Origin of the sequence: Micromonospora sp. HM5-17, from assembly GCF_003762835.1 — a bacterium.
In the GTDB taxonomy this organism is placed as follows: Bacteria; Actinomycetota; Actinomycetes; order Mycobacteriales; family Micromonosporaceae; genus Plantactinospora.
Window position 1 is genome coordinate 288150 of sequence record NZ_RJWA01000003.1, and the last position, 17386, is coordinate 305535.

13 protein-coding genes are annotated in these 17386 nt (G+C 73.2%); 9 read left to right on the plus strand and 4 right to left on the minus strand.

From position 1 onward, the window contains the following. Positions 1–51 precede the first annotated feature (51 nt). The 4 genes from EF879_RS10740 to EF879_RS10755 all read left to right on the plus strand — a co-directional run bounded on the left by EF879_RS10740 (position 52) and on the right by EF879_RS10755 (position 4416). Entirely contained in the window at positions 52–1329 is a 1278-nt protein-coding gene (locus EF879_RS10740; RefSeq protein WP_123557415.1) for an ABC transporter permease, read from the plus strand. A 30-nt stretch (positions 1330–1359) separates the two neighbouring features. Beyond that, positions 1360–2064, plus strand: a complete 705-nt coding sequence (locus EF879_RS10745; RefSeq protein ID WP_123557417.1) for a cytidine deaminase — start codon at positions 1360–1362, stop codon at positions 2062–2064. A gap of 130 nt (positions 2065–2194) precedes the next feature. Next, complete coding sequence (locus EF879_RS10750; protein ID WP_123557419.1) at positions 2195–3475, plus strand: thymidine phosphorylase; 1281 nt, start codon at positions 2195–2197, stop codon at positions 3473–3475. 260 nt (positions 3476–3735) lie between these two features. Continuing rightward, positions 3736–4416 (plus strand): DUF4272 domain-containing protein, encoded by a 681-nt coding sequence (locus tag EF879_RS10755; protein ID WP_123557421.1) that lies wholly within the window; start codon positions 3736–3738, stop codon positions 4414–4416. A 74-nt stretch (positions 4417–4490) separates the two neighbouring features. Here the strand turns inward: EF879_RS10755 and EF879_RS10760 are convergent, their stop codons facing one another. Next, positions 4491–5399 (minus strand): putative RNA methyltransferase, encoded by a 909-nt coding sequence (locus EF879_RS10760; protein WP_123557423.1) that lies wholly within the window; start codon positions 5397–5399, stop codon positions 4491–4493. Positions 5400–5488: 89 nt separating this feature from the next. On the opposite strand from EF879_RS10760, the gene EF879_RS10765 reads away from it, so the two are divergent. The 5 genes from EF879_RS10765 to EF879_RS10785 all read left to right on the plus strand — a co-directional run bounded on the left by EF879_RS10765 (position 5489) and on the right by EF879_RS10785 (position 12067). Further along, entirely contained in the window at positions 5489–6565 is a 1077-nt protein-coding gene (locus tag EF879_RS10765) for an adenosine deaminase (RefSeq protein ID WP_123557425.1), read from the plus strand. Between the two features lie 568 nt (positions 6566–7133). Further along, a complete protein-coding gene (locus EF879_RS10770) occupies positions 7134–10589 on the plus strand; it encodes a sensor histidine kinase (RefSeq protein WP_123557427.1) in 3456 nt (1151 codons plus the stop codon). Further along, positions 10586–10990 (plus strand): roadblock/LC7 domain-containing protein, encoded by a 405-nt coding sequence (locus EF879_RS10775; protein ID WP_123557429.1) that lies wholly within the window; start codon positions 10586–10588, stop codon positions 10988–10990. The genes EF879_RS10770 and EF879_RS10775 overlap by 4 nt, the downstream gene beginning before the upstream one ends. A gap of 107 nt (positions 10991–11097) precedes the next feature. After that, entirely contained in the window at positions 11098–11478 is a 381-nt protein-coding gene (locus tag EF879_RS10780) for a DUF742 domain-containing protein (RefSeq protein WP_123558355.1), read from the plus strand. Position 11479: 1 nt separating this feature from the next. Continuing rightward, a complete protein-coding gene (locus EF879_RS10785) occupies positions 11480–12067 on the plus strand; it encodes an ATP/GTP-binding protein (RefSeq protein ID WP_123557431.1) in 588 nt (195 codons plus the stop codon). A 245-nt stretch (positions 12068–12312) separates the two neighbouring features. Here EF879_RS10785 and EF879_RS10790 read toward each other — a convergent pair whose 3' ends face one another. From EF879_RS10790 to EF879_RS10800, 3 genes are all read right to left on the minus strand, one after another. Then, the gene (locus EF879_RS10790; RefSeq protein ID WP_123557433.1) at positions 12313–13524 is read right to left on the minus strand and encodes an ABC transporter substrate-binding protein; all 1212 of its coding nucleotides are present in this window, start codon (positions 13522–13524) and stop codon (positions 12313–12315) included. A gap of 491 nt (positions 13525–14015) precedes the next feature. Next, the gene (locus EF879_RS10795; RefSeq protein WP_233604377.1) at positions 14016–16286 is read right to left on the minus strand and encodes a transposase; all 2271 of its coding nucleotides are present in this window, start codon (positions 16284–16286) and stop codon (positions 14016–14018) included. Positions 16287–16344: 58 nt separating this feature from the next. Continuing rightward, entirely contained in the window at positions 16345–17316 is a 972-nt protein-coding gene (locus tag EF879_RS10800; RefSeq protein WP_123558356.1) for a DNA primase, read from the minus strand. Positions 17317–17386 lie beyond the last annotated feature (70 nt).

A 17386-nucleotide genomic window follows, 5' to 3' on the forward strand; every position in this document is an offset into this window, starting at 1 on the left:
GACGCGAGGAGAGCGTGCGAGCCGCGCAGTCGCGAACGGAGGGCTGCTCTGATGTCAACCGTGACCGCCGATGACGTCGCGGTCGCCGTACGACCGGGGTTCTGGACCCGCGACCGCAAGGTCGGGGCCGGGGCCGTGCTGTTCGGTGTCGTCGCGGCGGCCCTGTTCGGCGCCCTGGCCACCGGAGCGGACGCCCGGTTCACCATCAGCGAGGATGCCGGCGGTGCCGCGGTGGCGATCGACGGCACGCTCGGCGCCATCCTCTTCGGGCTGATCGCGGCGGCGGCCGGGGCGGCGCTGCTGGCCGGGGTGCCCACGCGCTGGTTCACCCCGCTGCTCGGCGTCGCGGTGGTCGGCGTCGTGCTGTCATTCCTCTGCTGGCAGGTCTCGGCGGCCCCGGCGGGTCAGAACTTCATGCCGCTGGTCAACATCGTCCGCGGGACGTTCATCCTCGCCCTGCCGTTGATCTTCGGCTCCCTCGCGGGCGTGCTCTGCGAACGCTCCGGCGTGGTCAACGTGGCGATCGAGGGCCAGCTGCTGATGGGGGCCTTCTGCGGCGCCCTGGTCGGCACGATCGCGGCGAACGCCTGGGTCGGGCTGGTCGCGGCGGCGCTCGGCGGGGCGCTGATCTCCCTGCTGCTCGCCGTCTTCACCATCCGGTACCTGGTCGACCAGGTGGTGATGGGGATCGTGCTGAACCTCTTCGCGGTCGGCCTGACCGGATTCCTCTACGAGCGGCTGATGCAGCCCGATGCGGCGGCGTACAACCAGCCGCCCCGGTTCGAGGCGTGGCCGATCCCGGTCCTGTCCGACATCCCGCTGCTCGGTCCGGCGCTGTTCAGCGGCACCATCTTCCTCTACCTGGCGCTGGTCCTCGTGGTGGTGATCCACGTCGCGCTCTTCCGGACCCGGTGGGGACTGCGGACCCGGTCGGTGGGCGAGCACCCGACCGCCGCCGACACCCTCGGGGTCAAGGTGCTCGCGCTGCGCTACCGCAACGTGCTGCTCGCGGGCATGGTCGCCGGGGTCGGAGGCGCCTCGTACACCCTGGCGCTCTACACCTTCACCAAGAACATGATCGGGGGAAAGGGCTTCATCGCCCTCGCCGCACTGATCTTCGGGCGGTGGAGCCCGACCGGGGCGCTGCTGGCCGCGCTCTTCTTCGGCTTCGCCGACCAGCTCGGCACGTACCTCAGCGCCATCAACAGCAAGATCCCGAGCGAGTTCCTGGCCATGCTGCCGTACCTCGCCACCCTGCTCGCCGTGGCCGGGCTGGTGGGCAAGGTGCGCGCGCCGGCCGCCGACGGAAAGCCCTACATCAAGGGCTGACCAGCGGCGAGGCAGGATGGGGACGTGACTTTGGAGATTGACTGGGCCACGCTGCGGGCGGCGGCGATCGACGTGATGCGGCACGCGTACGTGCCGTACTCGAACTTCCCGGTCGGGGCGGCGGCGCTGGTCGACGACGGCCGGGTGGTCGTCGGCTGCAACGTCGAGAACGCCTCGTACGGGATCACGCTCTGCGCCGAGTGCGGGGTGATCTCCGCACTGCACGCCTCCGGCGGCGGCACCATCGTCGCGCTCTCCTGCGTCGGCGCCACCGGCGCACCGTTGATGCCGTGCGGCCGGTGCCGGCAGCTGCTCTGGGAGCATGGCGGGCCGGACTGCCTGGTCGAGGCGGAACCCGTTCCGCTGCGGGTGGCGGAGCTGCTGCCGTTCGCGTTCGGGGCCGCGGATCTGGAGGCGATGGCGACGGAGACGAAGGTGCCGAGCGTACCGGAGGCGCTGGCCGCCTGGCGGGGCCGCGGGACGGTCTTCCTGCACCCGGACGTCTCCGGCGGCCAGCAGATTTGGACCGGGTACTGGGAGCGGGCCGCGGGCGACGCCGAGGGTGCCCCGACCGGGGTGCTGGAGGAGGCGCCGACCTGGACCGACGTCGCCGACGCGATCACCTGGGCGCAGGCGCGCACGCCCCGGGTCGTGGTGGTCGACGCCGACGGCACGATGTTCTGGGCCGGCGAGGGGGAGCCGCCGGCGGAGATTCCCCGGCGCTGGGTCGGGTGACCATCCCGGCCCACCGACCGGGGTGCGGGTCACCCGCCGGACCACCAGCCGGCTGCTGGGCGGCGGCTCGCGGTCGGCACGCGGACGGTGCCGCCGCGGACGGTACGACCATGAGAAAGAAGGACGGGTTGTGAGTGGGTTCGCCGCGGTCGACGTGATCCGGACCAAGCGCGATGGCGGGGTGCTCTCCGACGCGCAGATCGACTGGGTGGTCGACGCGTACACCCGGGGTGTGGTCGCGGACGAGCAGATGTCGGCGCTGGCCATGGCGATCCTGCTGCGCGGGATGACCCCGGGCGAGATCGCCCGCTGGACCGCCGCGATGATCGCCAGTGGGGAGCGGCTGGACCTGTCGGGGGTTTCCCGGCCCACCGTGGACAAGCACTCCACCGGTGGGGTCGGCGACAAGATCACGCTTCCGCTGACGCCGCTCGTGGCGGCCTGCGGCGCCGCCGTACCGCAACTCTCCGGGCGCGGTCTCGGGCACACCGGCGGCACGCTGGACAAGCTGGAGTCGATTCCCGGGTGGCGGGCGGCGCTGACCACCGAGGAGTTCACGGCGCAGCTGCGGGAGGTCGGAGCGGTGATCTGCGCTGCCGGGGAGCGCCTGGCCCCGGCCGACCGCAAGCTGTACGCGCTGCGGGACGTGACCGGGACCGTGGAGGCGATTCCGCTGATCGCCAGCTCGATCATGAGCAAGAAGATCGCCGAGGGAACCGGGGCGCTGGTCCTGGACGTGAAGGTCGGCTCGGGCGCGTTCATGAAGTCGGAGGAGGACGCCCGGGAACTGGCCCGGACCATGGTGGAGCTGGGGACCGCGCACGACGTGCGTACGGTCGCGCTGCTCACGGAGATGTCGACGCCGCTGGGTCGGGCCGTCGGCAACGCCGTCGAGGTCGCCGAATCCGTGGAGGTGCTCGCCGGCGGCGGTCCCGCCGACGTGGTGGAGCTGACCCTCGTGCTGGCCCGGGAGATGCTCGTCGCGGTCGGCCTGCCGGACGCCGATCCCGAGCGGGCCCTGCGAGACGGCCGGGCCATGGACGTGTGGCGGACCATGATCCGGGCCCAGGGCGGTGACCCGGACGCGCCACTGCCGGCCGCTCCGGAGGTGGAGGTGGTCCGCGCCGACCGGGACGGGTATGTCTCGGCCGTCGACGCGTACCGGATCGGGATCGCCGCGTGGCGGCTCGGTGCGGGACGGGCCCGTAAGGAGGACCCGGTGAGCGCGGCGGCCGGGGTGGTGCTGCATCGCAAACCCGGCGATCCGGTCCGGGTGGGAGACCCGCTCTACGAGCTGCGGGCCGAGGAGCCGGAGCGGATCGCCGCGGCTCGGGCCGACGCGGCGGCGGCCGTCTCGATCTCGACCGACCCGCCCGAGGTACGGCCGTTGGTCATCGACCGGATCGGGTGACCGGGCGCCAAGCCACGCGTACGGCTCGTTCGCCTGCGGCGGCCCCGTCACGGCGGTCGGACCGCCGGCGGCGGCCAGGCCGCGCGGCACGCCGGCCATGGGCGGGGACCTGGTGGCGTGCCTGGTGAGAGGATATCCTCCGTCGCCGGAGGCTCCCCGGGTCCGCTGCGGCGCCGGCCCGGGCGGCCAGCCGGGGTCTCGGGCACACCGCCCGGCCCCGCACGGCGCCGATCGACCTGAACCGGACAGGATCACCAGCTGTGAGCGTGCCCGTTCCCGATCCTCGGGAGGTCCGTGCCGCCAACGTCGCCGAGATGAGCCGGCTCGGCCTGCCGCTGCCGCCCGCGCAGTTCCCGCTCGTGTGGGAACCCGGTGACACGGTGGAGCTGCGGCCCACCGCCGAGCTGGAGGCCCGGATCGCCGTTCTCCACCTGGTACTGGCCCGCTGCTTCGGGATGTCGGCCGAGGCGGGGATGAGCTGGCTGCTCAGCTCGCATCTGGTGGAGACGGTCACGCCGCCGGAGTGGCAGTTCGTGGCCGGGGACCGCGGCGACCACCGATCCTTCGTGCTGCACCACGACGCGGTCTTCGCGCTGGCCTGGCTGCTCGGGCTGAGCCGGCACCTGGACCCGACCGCGCCGACGGACGACCGGCTCATGGCCCGGTTGCCGGACCTGCGCGCGGGAGAAACCTTCGCGGAGTGGCGTTCGCGTACCCTGGCCGCGCCCCGGGACGCCGTGGAGGCGGCCGTCGTACTCGACTACTACTACTGCCTGGACTGGGGCTACCTGGAGGCCGAGCGGCGGGGCCTCCGGCTGCCCGGCCTGATCGACAGCAACGCGATCGGCCAGCGTCGGTGGGCCCTGGAGTGGGCCGTGGTCTTTCGGGGACCCTTCCACGACCCCCCGCCCGGGTGGGAAGAGGTCGACCTTTCGACCTGACCGCCTCCGGCCCGATCCTGGCGCTGTCCCACCCCGCCGGATCCGTCGGGTGTCGGGTGGGGCGCGGGCCCGGATCAGCGCGGGTGGTAGGCGGCGATCCGGACCGCCGCGGTCACCGGCACCGGTTCGACGAGCGTCCCGATCCGACCGTCGAGGCGGTCGGCATCGGTGTGCCAGGCGCTCGGGCCCATCTCGACCAGGGTGCGTACCTCGGCCCTGGTCAGCCGGAGGGTGTGCCGCCGTTCCGTGACGTCACCCGGGGTGAAGTGCGGCGTCAGGCTGCCGGCGACCCGCTCCTCCTTGGCCGGGTCCACCCGGAGCAGACCGAGGAGGTCGACCAGTTCGTGGAGGTGGTCCGCGGCCGGGGTGACCACCAGCAGGGTGCCATCCGGTCGCAGCACCCGCCGGAACTCGGCGCCGTTGCGCGGGGCGAAGACGTTGAGTAGGAGGCCGGCCGCGCCGTCGGCCAGGGGCAGCCGGCGCCAGGTGTCGCAGAGCGCGGCGCCGGCCCGGGGATGGGCCCGGGCCGCGCGGCGCAGCGCCGGCTTCGAGGCGTCCAGCGCCAGGCCCGTCGCGGTGGGCAGGGCGTCGAGGACCGCGGCGAGATGCCGGCCGGTCCCGGCTCCGGCGTCGACCACCAGGTCCGGGTACGTCGTCGATCCGCCCGGGCCGGGCGCCTGCCGCTGGGCGGCGGCGCCGGTACCGGTCGTACCGCCGGCGGCCGCGACCGCCCGGGCGGCGAGCGCGGCGGAGATGAAGTCGTAGTGGCCGGCGCCGAGAAACGCCTCGCGGGCGGCGACCATAGCCGGGGTGTCCCCGGAGTGCGGGGCCCGCCCCGCCGTCAGGTTCACGTAGCCCTGCCGGGCGACGTCGAAGCTGTGCCCGGCCGGGCACCGCAGCGCGGTCGTGGCGGCGGTCGGCGCCGGGGCCAGCGGTTGACCGCAGATCGGGCAGCGTAGGTGCCGCAGGGTCTCGGGAGGCACCCCTGCCACGATAGTGCCGCCCCGGCCGAGGGTGGCTTGGCGGCGGGGGTGTTCGGGGTGGGCCGGCGGCGGGCCACTAGGGTCGGCACATGGCGGCAATCGGCTACGAAGACATCGTCAAGGTCCCGAAGGCGCTGCTGCACGACCACCTCGACGGCGGGTTGCGTCCGGCGACCGTGGTTGAACTCGCCGACGCGGTGGGGCATCCGTTGCCGACCACCGACCCGGACGAACTCGGCCGGTGGTTCGTCGAGGCGGCCGACTCCGGGTCGCTCGAACGCTACCTGGAGACGTTCACGCACACCGTCGCGGTGATGCAGACCGCCGAGGCCCTGCACCGGGTCGCCGCCGAGTGCGCCATCGACCTGGCCGAGGACGGAGTGGTCTACGCCGAGGTCCGGTTCGCGCCGGAACAGCACCTGGACCGAGGGCTCAGCCTCGACGAGGTGGTCGAGGCGGTGCTGGCCGGGTTCGCCGAGGGCAGCGCCGACGCGGCGGCGGCCGGGCATCCGATCCGGATCGGCACGCTGCTCACCGCGATGCGGCACGCGGCCCGGTCGCAGGAGATCGCCGAACTCGCCGTACGGTACCGGGACGTCGGCGTGGTGGGCTTCGACATCGCGGGCGCCGAGGCGGGGTTCCCACCCACCCGGCACCTCGACGCGTTCGAGTACCTCCAGCGGGAGAACTTCCACTTCACCATCCACGCGGGCGAGGCGTTCGGCCTGCCGTCGATCTGGCAGGCGATCCAGTGGTGCGGCGCCGACCGGCTCGGCCACGGGGTGCGGATCATCGACGACATCACCCCCGGTGCCAAGCCGGTGCTCGGCCGGCTGGCCGCGTACGTCCGGGACAAGCGGATCCCGCTCGAACTGTGCCCCTCGTCCAACGTGCAGACCGGCGCCGCGCCGTCGATCGCGGAACACCCCATCGGGCTGCTGCACGACCTGCGCTTCCGGGTCACGGTCAACACGGACAACCGGTTGATGAGCGGCACCTCCATGTCCCGGGAGATGGCGCTGCTGGTCGAGGCGTTCGGCTACGGCTACGCCGAACTCCAGTGGTTCACCATCAACGCGATGAAGAGCGCCTTCATCCCGTTCGACGAACGGCTGGCCATCATCAACGACGTGATCAAGCCCGCGTACGCCGCACTGCTGCCCTGAGCGGGCCGCCCGGCCGGCCGGGACGGAGCGGTTCGGACGAGCCGCCACAGCCACGTCCGGTCACGGTGGCGCGTCCGGTCGGTCCACCGTCGTCGACCGGTGGTCGGGCCGTCTGCACGGAGCGCGTAATCCGGCATCTCGCCCGTGCCGTCGTCTTCGGACCGGGTCATCGGCGCTCTGTCCGCGCCGTTGTCGCCGGGGCCCGGCCGGCGGCGGTCGACCGCGCCACAGTCGGGTGGACGCGGGAGCGTAGGGTTACCACGGTTCCGGTACCGTTCGATGCGTCGCGGGTGCGGGGGCACCGGATCCGGCGCGAGCAGCGGTTTCTGGATGCGGGCTCCAACAGCCAGGATGAACGTGGACAGGACGTGTCACTACGCTGGGTTACCCCGAAAGGGCAATGTGCTGCCAGAACGTGGGGATATTTCGGTGCGCTCGCGCTTGGTGACAGCCTGGGCTTTCTCTTTGAGTTGTGGCGTGATGGAATCTCGGGGGTCCGACCCGGCCGGGTCGGTCGTGCAGCGGTGCCCTCGGTCCGCGGCGGGGCGCTGGATGGGAAGGCGGTGACGTGAGCAAGCGGCCGAAGAGACCAGATCCGGTCCTGTCGCGTCTCCGCTCGCCGATCGGCCGGCTTCGTGACATGCCGATCTGGTCGAAGCTCGGTCTGATCATGATCGCGCCGACCATCGCCGTCGTGGTGGTCGGTACGACCGGGATCATCGACCACCTGCAACGGCTCGAGGACGCCGGCCGGGCGGACAACCTGGCCGCGCTCTCCCAGGCCTCGGGCGAACTCGTGCACAACCTGCAGGACGAGCGGGCCGGGGCCGTGCTGCTGCTCGGCGCGCGTACCGAGGCGAACCGGCAGAAGTACCTCGACGGCTACACCGAGGTGCACAAGCGCGTCGACGGCGCCAAGGGGCCGTACTCGGAGCGCCGGGCAGAGCTGGACGGGCTGCCCGCCAACTTCGAGGCCCTGCTGAGCCGGATCGACCAGGGCCTCAGCGACCTGCCCGGGATCCGCAGCCAGGTCGTCAACGAGAAGCTCAAGCTGACCGACGCGGCGCAGTCGTACGAGGGTCTGATCAACGACCTGCTCGACATGCGTGACCTGGCCTCGCAGCTCGCCGGTGACACCAGCCTGAGTGACCGGATGCGCGCCGCCGCCGCGACCTCCCGGGCCAAGGAATATCTGTCGATGCGCCGGGTGGTGGTGCACCGTGCGCTGATCGACGGTCGGCTGACCCCGGCGCTGCGGACCGACTTCATCGCGACCGAGACCGGTCAGCAGCAGGCGTTGCAGAGCTTCGAGGCCGTCGCCAGCCGCGACGAGGCGGACTTCTACGAGCAGGTGGTCGCCGGCGCCGACCAGCGGGAGGCCGACACCTACAGCGGCTGGGTCCGCGGCAAGACCAACGAGAGCATGGCGGACGCCCCGTTCGACGCGGACGACTGGGACGCCGCGATGGTCGGCAACGCCCAGCTCATCCGTGAGGTCGAGGCGAAACTCGACGCCGACGTGCTCCGGCTGGCCGGTGCGCTGCGCGACGACGTACGTCAGCAGGTGCTCCTGGAGACCGGCCTGCTGCTCAGCATGCTGCTGGTGGCGATCCTCTTCGCGTACCTGGTGGCCCGCTCGATGGCACGGTCGCTGCGGGAACTGCGGCAGGGCGCGCTCGCCATCGCCGAGCACGGTCTGCCGCACGCCGTGTCCCGGCTGCGGGATCCGAAGCTCATCGCGCAGATGTCCCCCGTCCAGCTGGCCAACCAGATCGCCGAGCCGATGCCGGTGCGAAGCAGGGACGAGTTCGGCCAGGTCACCGAGGCGTTCAACGCCGTCCACCTGGAGGCGGTCCGGACCGCCGCGGAGCAGGCCCAGCTGCGCGCCTCGGTCTCGACGATGTTCGTCAACCTCGCCCGCCGGTCACAGATCCTGGTCGACCGGCTGATCGGCCACCTCGACCGGCTGGAGCGCGGCGAGGAGGACCCGGACCGGCTGGCCGAGCTCTTCCAGCTCGACCACCTGGCCACGCGGATGCGGCGTAACGACGAGAACCTGCTGGTTCTTGCCGGAGCCGACTCGACCCGGGTGCAGCGGGAGCCGGCCGCGCTGATCGACGTGCTCCGTGCCGCGCAGTCCGAGGTCGAGCACTACACCCGGATCGAGTTCGGGATGGTGGACCGGGACATCGAGGTCCAGGCACCGGCCGTCAACGACCTCGTCCACCTGGTCGCGGAGCTCTTCGACAACGCCACCGCGTTCTCCCCACCGGACTCGCAGGTGCTGGTGGAGGCGCGCCGGGTCGGCGACCGCGCGACGCTGTACGTCGAGGACCGCGGCATCGGCATCAGCCCGGAGCAGTTGGAGGAGCTCAACGAACGGCTCGCCAATCCGCCCGACGTCGACGTGACCGTCTCCCGGATGATGGGTCTGGTCGTGGTCGCGCGGCTGGCGTCCCGGCACGGAGTCCGCGTCGAGCTGCGTCCCGGCACCGACCGGGGCACCGTCGCGGACGTGACCCTGCCCGCGTCGATGCTGATCCCGCGGGCGCTGACCGGTCGTACCGGACAGGTGGGTGCTCTCCCGACCGCCACGCCGCCGCCCGCGCAGCCGGCACGCTCGATGTTCAACGCCCCGCTCGCGTTGGAGAGCGGGCCTGGCGCCTCGGTCTCCCGCCCCGCCGACCCCGATCCGGCCCCGTCGGGCCGGCCGTTCGAACCGGCCATGAACGGTGGGGCGAGCGGCCCGGCACGGGGCCTGCCGGCCTGGTCGGACCTCACCGGTGCCCGGTCCGTCCGTAACAGGGTCGACCCGTTCACGCCCCGGATCCCGGACAGCCGGGACGTGGAGCCACTGCCGCAACGGCGGGCCACCGAGCAGAGCCCGGCCGGCGAGACGATGTCCGGCTTCACCATCCCCCGGCAGCGCTCCGCAACGCCCGAGCCGCCGGCGGCCAGTGGCCCACTGGCGGTGCCCCCGGTCGCGGCGCCCGCGCCGTCGGTCCCGCCCGGGCCGCCCCCGGCCCCGGCGACACCTCCGCCGGCTCCCGCCGTCCCGGCGGCGTCGGCGTTCTCGGTGCCGCCCGTCTCAGCACCACCCGTCTCGACTCCGCCCCCGCTGGACGCGCCGTCCCCGGCGCCGTCCGCCCCCGCTGCGCCGTTCAGCGCCGCGCCCTCGCCGTCGGCTCCGCCACCGGCGACGCCTGCGCAGCCGGCGGCGTCCGCGCCGGCCGCCGGGGCACCTCCGGCGTGGCCGCCGGTCAACACGCCCGAACCGGAGTCCAGCGCGCCGCCCGTGCCCGAGCGGCTGGCGGCCGCCCTGGACATGACCGCGGAACTGCCCCGGATGGCGCGGCCGGAGACGGCTCGGCCGGCGACGGAGCCACCGGCTACTGTGGAGCCTCGGCCGAAGTTCGCCGACGAGACCATGGAACTGCCGATCTTCCGCGAGGTGGAGTCGGCCTGGTTCCGGACCCGCCGAAAGCCGGAGGAGACCGGTGCACAAAACGGTTCCGTCGCCAGCCCGGGGGCCAGCCAGGCCCCCTCGGGTAACGGCGCGGGCCCGGAGGCGGGACAGACGTCAACCGCACCGACAGGCGGCGCAGCGATGGTGGACCCCTCGATGGCCGCAGGGCAGAGCCCTGGCGGCGCCGCCGGTCATGGTGCCGGTGGACCGACCGAGACGGCGAGCGGCTGGCGAACGGCGGCCGACGAGGGTTGGCGCGCCGCCATGGCGGCCAGTGCGGCGGCCGCGGCCTTCAGCGGTCAGACCACCCGGGCCGGGCTGCCGAAGCGGGTGCCGATGGCCCAGCTGGTGCCTGGAGCCGTGGAGAGGCCGACCGCCTCGGTGCAGCGCCGTACGCCGGAGGCGGTACGTGGACTGCTGTCCGCGTACCACCGTGGGGTGCAGCGTGGCCGCACGCACCCGACGGACGACCAGTCGGCCAGGCTGGGGGCGGTCCCGGTCGAACAGGTCGACGTGGGCCCCGCGAACGCAAGCGGCCAGAAGGAGCATGAAGGATGACATCTACGCAGGATCTTGGTTGGCTTCTAGCCAACTTCGCCGATCGTGTGCCCGGCGTCGCCCACGCGGTCGCCGTCTCCGCGGACGGCCTGCTCCTGGCGGCGTCACGGGACCTGCCGCGCGATCGCGCGGACCAGCTCGCCGCGATCGCATCCGGCCTGGTCAGCCTCACTCAGGGCGCGGCGCGGTGCTTCGAGGGTGGGGCGGTGTTGCAGACGGTCGTCGAGATGGACAATGGTTTCCTGTTCCTGATGTCCATCTCGGACGGGTCGTCCTTCGCGGTGCTCGCTGCCCGGAACTGTGACGTCGGGCAGGTGGGGTACGAGATGGCATTGCTCGTCGACCGGGTGGGTGACGCGTTGACGCCACCCCCGCGGGCCGCCGCGGGGATGCTGAGCTAGCCGGTACGCGGCTGGTGCGCGCTGCCAGCCGGTGCGACGACAATGGAACGACGACGAACTCCATGGTTGGAGTCTCAGGTACGGCGAGGAGGGGGTGAGTGGCGATGATGGCCGAACGGGACGAGCCGACCGGCGCGTTGGTACGGCCATACGCCGTCACCCGCGGTCGAACCCGCCCGAGGCTCGACATCGCCCTGGAGGCGCTCGTCGAGACGACGGCGCGCGGTCGGTCCGCCGGGAGGAACGGCACTGGTGGCCAGGGCCGGGAGCATCAATACATCGCCGCGCTGTGTGATGGTCGACTGCAGTCGCTCGCGGAGATCGCGGCGCGGATGCAGCTGCCGCTCGGAGTGGCTCGGGTTCTGATCGCCGACATGGCCGCGGACGGCTTGGTGGCGGTGCACGAACCGACAATTTTGGACGACTCAAACGACGCGGTGGGCACTGAACTGCTGGAGAGGGTGCTGAGTGGACTTCGCAGGCTCTGACATGTCGCACCGCCCGCCGGCCGGGCGCGTGACATCGGCGAAGATCGTCATCGCCGGTGGCTTTGGTGTCGGCAAGACGACACTGGTCGGCTCGGTCTCGGAGATTACGCCGCTGACCACCGAGGCGATCATGACGTCGGCCGGCGTAGGCGTCGGCGACACGCGGCAGGTTCCGGGAAAGACGACCACGACGGTCGCCATGGACTTTGGCCGTATCACGATCGACCGGGATCTGATCCTCTACCTGTTCGGCACCCCGGGCCAGACGCGGTTCTGGTTCATGTGGGACGAACTGGTGCGGGGGGCGATCGGCGCCGTGGTCCTGGTGGACACCCGCCGACTGGCGGACTGCTTCGCGGCGATCGACTTCTTCGAGCACCGGCGGCTGCCGTACCTCGTGGCGATCAACTGCTTCGACGGTATGCAGTACCACGACCCGCAGGACGTGCGGGACGCGCTGGCGATCTCGAACGACGTTCCGGTGGTCCCCTGCGACGCCCGGAACCGGGAGTCGACCAAGCACGTCCTCATCTCGCTGGTCGAGTACGTGCTCACCATGCGCCGCTCCCGCGCCGTCGCGCCGGCCTGACCACAGCGCGTCGACGCGCCACACCGACCACCGGGGACTCCCGGCTGTGGTCGCTGTCATCGCCGCTGCCCGTTGCGTGGTCTCCCTGCCGGCCGGTGCTGCCCCTCCACCGGCCGGCGGGCGACAACCGCGCGGCGGACCTCCCGGGAGCCGGCGCGGTGTCCGGACGACGTCCCACCCGGGCGCACCCCGGACGTCGCGTCGGGACCCCACCGGCTCCCGGCCCGTCAGCAGCCGTCGACCGGTCAGGAGACCCGGCTCCACGCACCGCTGGCCACGGTGAAGACGCCGAGGGAGTCCGGCTCCATGCCGCCGTGGCGGATCGGGGAGAAGGAGTACGCCCCCGCGATACCCTCGGTCACCTGGGTGGCGAGATAGGCCCGGATCCGGCCGCGGTCGACACTCTTGCCGCGTCGGGCCGCGTCCGCGATCAGTCGGATCGCGTCCGCTCCGTAGGGAGCAAAGCCGCTGAACGAGCCGTGCTGGTGGAGATAGCGGTAGATGAAGTCCCGGCGGGCCAGCCCGGCGGTGGTGGTGTTCGTCAGTGAGGATCCGCTCAACGAGACCGGGTGTACGACGTACGCGCCCTCGACGGCCGAGGCGTTCTCGGCGGAGAGGAACTCCTCGCTCACCGCGCCGGCGTCGAGGAAGAGCCCTCCGGTGTAGCCGACGTGCCGGAGCGCCCGGGCCGCCGCGCCCGAGTAGGGTGAGGTGCCCCAGATGATCACCGCTTCGGGTTTCCGGGCGAGGACCGTCCGCGCTGCCGGGCCGAGGTCGGCGTCCTCGGCACGCGGCAACCGGACCACCCGAACCAGTTCCCGATCCATGCTCTTCAGGGCCGCGGTGACGGCCCGTACGCCGGAGTCACCGTGTGGCCCGGCCGCCGCCAGCAACCCGACCCGTCCGAGCCGCTGCGTGCGAATGAGCCGTACCAGGGCCCTCGCCACGTCGCGGGCCTCGGGGGTGAGCTTGTAGATGTAGGTCCGCTCGGCGAGCGGGGTGGTGAGGTTGTCGGCCGCGGCGAAGGAGATGAACGGCACCTGTTGCTGCTGGGCGGCAGGGATGATCTCCAACGAGGTCTCGGCGAGGCAGCCGCCGACGAGCGCGTGCACGTTCTCCTGGGTGGCGAGTTCGACGGTCTGCGCGGCCGCGCGTCGGGGATCGCTCGCGTTGTCTCGGATGACCAGCCGGACGGTGCGGCGCAGGTTGCCGACCGGTACGCCCTCCTCGTTGAGCGTGTCGGCGGTGATCCGCAGCGCGCGTTCCTGAAGGACGCCGAGGAAGCGGCCGGTGCCGGTGAGTTCGAGACTGGCCCCGATGACCAGTTCCGGCTTCTGCGGCGCCCGACTCCCGGACTGCCGCTCATCCCGGCCACAGGCGGCGAGCAGACCGGTGGCTGCCGTCGCGAGGAGGCCGCGGCGGCTGAGCGTCCACGCTCCGACCGCTCGTCCCGCCATCCGCTGCTGCCCTTTCTGCCCTGGTCACAGGGGTACCTCTGGCCCCGCGGGTATGGTCCCGACCGGCGCGTGGCGCCGTCAACTTCTCCCGCTGTGGCAAGAAACACCAGGTAAACCAAGGTTTCCCGCTGATTGGCCGGTCAGGTGACCGGGTCTGGCCCGATCGGTACCGCTGACCGGCCGACCGACGGAACCACGGCCGGAACGAGGGATGACCGACGGACGACCGCCACCGGTACGCCCCACGGGGGATACGGCCCAGCGTGCCGCGCGGGCCCGGCGGCCCCGCCAGGAGCAGCGGTGCCCGGCGCGCATCGCCGCCGGGACGATCGGCGGCCGAGGTCAGGGGCGGGGACGACGCACCCAGGGGTGAGGCACGGCGTCGCCGACGCGGGGAAGCTCCCGCGCCGGCGTGTCGCCGCGGTGCGTCGGCCCGGACGAGGGCCGTGCCCGGTCGTGGCGCGCCCGACCCGACGGTGCGGTGGTCGCGGTCAGGAGCGGTAGCCCGCCGACCGGAACTCGAAGTCGGGGGCCTCCTCCCGGTCCTCGTGGTCCCGGCTGAAGTCCCAGCCGCCGGCGGCCTCCCGGCCCGGGCGCCCGCCGACCGCGAAGCCGCCGATCTCCTGGCCCCGTCGCCAACCCTGGAAGTAGCCGGTCGTGTGCGCGGCGATCCGGGCGGGGTCGCGGACGATGCGCAGCGGTCGGTCGTCGCGCAGCGGTGAGCCGGGCACCAGGTTGGCCTGCGGCACCCGCCGGGGCAGCCCGGCACTGGTCGACGCCCCGACCTGTGGCTTGGCGGCCTGCTCGGCCGCCCGCCAACCGCTGTCGGCGGTGGACGACCAGTCGACCTCGGCGTTCTCCTTGCGGTTGGTGAACCACGCCGAGCGGGTCGCCGCGAAGATCAGCAGATCGCCGTCGCCATCGTCGTCGGCGACCGGAGGTTCGCCGGGCTCGACGCCGCGCGGTGCCGCACCCGACTCCGTCTCGGTGACCGGCCGGAGCGGGTTGTCGGCGGGCAGCCCGTCGCGCGATGCCGGGTCGGGGTGTGTGGGTTCGACGAGCCGCAGTGCGGGCGGCTCCGGTGGCAGGTCGTCCGCCTGCCACGGCGGGGTCACCCGACCGTCGGCGGGCGCCCCGCTGGTCGGCCGGCTGCCGGACGGGTCGCGGTCGGCAGCCTGGCCACCGGGGTACCCCGGGTAGCCGGCCGCCCGGTCGTCGTCCCCGGAGTTGACCAGCGGCCAGTTCGCCCGGGAACCCGGCGGTGCCGGCTCGGGCCGGGTGGCGGGCAGCGAGACGGTCAGACCCGCCGCCGAGATGGTGCCGGAGGACGTGTCCTCCCCGTTGGTCTTCGGCCGGGGCGGCACCGCGGTCGGTCGCTGCCGTTGCCGTTCGTTGCGGGCGTTGTTGAGCGCCGCCGTGGTGAGGGGGGCCCGGAATGGCTCCCCGGCGTCGGCCGGCGCGATCCCGCCGCGTTGGGCGGGAGGCATCGGAGTGATCCCCGGCGGGGGCGGCGGGGCGGAGACGGGCCGGTTCGCCCCCGTGTCGCCCTGCCAGGCCGGCGGGGCCGAGGAGGGCGGAGTCCCCCGGGAGTCACGGGGCGGCCCGGAGACCGGTGGCGTGGCGTGCGCGGCGGGCGCCATCGGCGCCCCGGCCGGGCTGACCGGCGGTGGCGCGACCGGCGGCGGTGCGACGGGGGGCGGCGCGACCGGCGGCGGACCCATCGGCTGCGGGCTGGCGGGTGCGGCCGAGGCCACCGGCTGGCGCCGGCCGCGGCGGCCCTGACCGGCGCCCCCGCCGCCCGGTCCGGCGTGGACCGAGGCCGCGGACTGGGCGCCCTGGCGGGCCGTACGCGGGGCGTCGTCCGTCCGGGTGCCGACGCGGTCCACCAGGGTGGCGACCAGGGCGGCGCAGCCGGCGTCGCAGGCGCGGACCGCGGCGACCGCCTGCCGCACGGTCTCGGCGGACGCGGCGATGAAGGCCTTGTTGGCGTTCCGTCGAGGGGTCTCCGCGATGGCGACCTGGAGCGCGGTCACGGCCTGGGCGAGGGTCTCGGCCTCGGCGACACCGTCGGCGGCGAGGTGCGCGGCGACGGCCTCGGCCGAGACGGAGGTGTCCCGGCCCCCGCGCGCGCCGGTGCCGGAGCCGGCCAGCATGCCCGGCTCCGGAAGGGCGTCCAGAATGGCGAGGGAGACCGGCTCGGCCGGGTCCGGGTACGCCCGCAGGGCGGCGGGGTAGAGCTCCCGGAGCACCTCGCGGAGCGCGACGGCCGCGGCGTGCCGGCCGTTGGCGAGCGCCGCGTGGGCGGCGAGGACCGGTGTGACGGAGGACAGGTCCCGGGACGGGGGCAGGGTGGCCGCGGAGAGCGCCCCGGCCTGCAGGGCTCGGGCGAGACCGACGGCGCGGCGCTCCGCCGGGCCGGACTCCCGCTCCTCCGGCGAGTCGTCGTCGGCGAACCGTTCGGCGAAGTCGTCCACCGAGTCGTCGTCGGCGATGGCCAGGGGGCGCCCCGCGGCGTTCAGCAACGAGGTGACCACGTGGTCGTCGCTGTCGGCCGCGACCGCGACGCCGCTCGGTCCGCCGCCCCGCTCGACGAGAACCGCGACGAGGCGGGCGTAGCCGGCGGGATCGTCGGTCACCTCGCAGACATGGAGTAGCCTGCCCGCGTCATCAACCACCGCAGAGGTCAGGGTCGAGCCGGCCGGAGCCGCCCCTCCCGCCGAATCCGCAGAGGCCAGACCGCAGTACACCCGCACGAGCGCCACGGCGTCGTCCTCCTCCCGAACCCAGGTGTGCCAAAGACTGATGCTCCCTGGTGAGGGGTCAGTCGCGCCAGTCCACAGCAGCAGAGATCTTGCCGATAATCGTGCGCCAACCGAGACTCGCGGTCTGCGCCCCGATCTTCCTGAGCCGACGCCGCCCCCGGAAGCCGCTCACCAGGCCGCCGCTCACGGTCGCCCGGAGCGCCTCGTCCAGGTCGTCCAGACTGGAGCCGGGCGCCAGCATGTCGAGCACCGCCGGCAGCCGTAGCGCGTACGCCAGGTCCCGGGCGATCTCGCCGGCCTCGATCAGCAGCGTGGCGTCCCACACGTCGTGGCCGCCGCGCAGATTCTCCACCACGAGGTCCAGCTCGTAGGAGTCCTGGTCGAGAGGGACGATGTCCGCCGGCTCCACCCGCTCGACGAGCTGCTCCCAGGTGTCGAGCTGGGCCAGGTCGTGCGGCGCGCCCGAGCGGATGAAGGTGACCAGCCCTTCCGGACTCTTGAAGAGCAGCAGCTTGCCGCGGTGGGTGAGGAAGATCGGCACCTCCTCGGTGTCGGCCTCCTTCTTGGCGGCCTGGTCGGCCTTGTCTGCCGGCTCCTCGTCGGTGTCGGCCTTGTCGGCACCGTCCGCCTTCGCCTCCTCCTCGTCGGCCTCGGCGAACTGCTCGGCGAGTTCCTCGTCGAGGATGACGACCGTCTCGTCGTCCTCCTCGATCTCGGTGCCGCGGGACCGGCTGGCGAACACGTCCTCGCCCTCGCGGTCGCTGATGTCGGTCGGGGTCACCTCGTTTGCCGGGCGGTAGGCGCGCAGGGTGAACCCGGCGCCGGCGGGCAGTGCGATCTCGACCGGATCGATCCGTACCTTCTCCCACAGCGACCGGTCCGCGGGTGCGGATTCGCCGGTCTTCTGGTCGGTGGTGGCGGCCTCCGGGGACTCGGCGTCGCGGGACTGCGAGTCGGTGGGGCTGTCGCTCTCGACGGGCTCGTTGCCGGGCTCGTCGGTGTCGGGCCGGTGGGACGACTGGCGGGCCACGCTGACCTCCGTGTGCACTCGGTATGGGCACCCCGACCCGGCGAGGGTGCCGGCGGATCGGTGACTCTGC

Excerpts from the sequence above, each read along its gene's own strand:
- EF879_RS10765 (WP_123557425.1), top strand. The coding sequence starts at position 5,489 with ATGGCGGCAATCGGCTACGAAGACATCGTCAAGGTCCCGAAGGCGCTG.
- EF879_RS10790 (WP_123557433.1), bottom strand. The coding sequence starts at position 13,524 with ATGGCGGGACGAGCGGTCGGAGCGTGGACGCTCAGCCGCCGCGGCCTC.
- EF879_RS10785 (WP_123557431.1), top strand. The coding sequence starts at position 11,480 with ATGTCGCACCGCCCGCCGGCCGGGCGCGTGACATCGGCGAAGATCGTC.
- EF879_RS10780 (WP_123558355.1), top strand. The coding sequence starts at position 11,098 with ATGGCCGAACGGGACGAGCCGACCGGCGCGTTGGTACGGCCATACGCC.
- EF879_RS10775 (WP_123557429.1), top strand. The coding sequence starts at position 10,586 with ATGACATCTACGCAGGATCTTGGTTGGCTTCTAGCCAACTTCGCCGAT.
- EF879_RS10740 (WP_123557415.1), top strand. The coding sequence starts at position 52 with ATGTCAACCGTGACCGCCGATGACGTCGCGGTCGCCGTACGACCGGGG.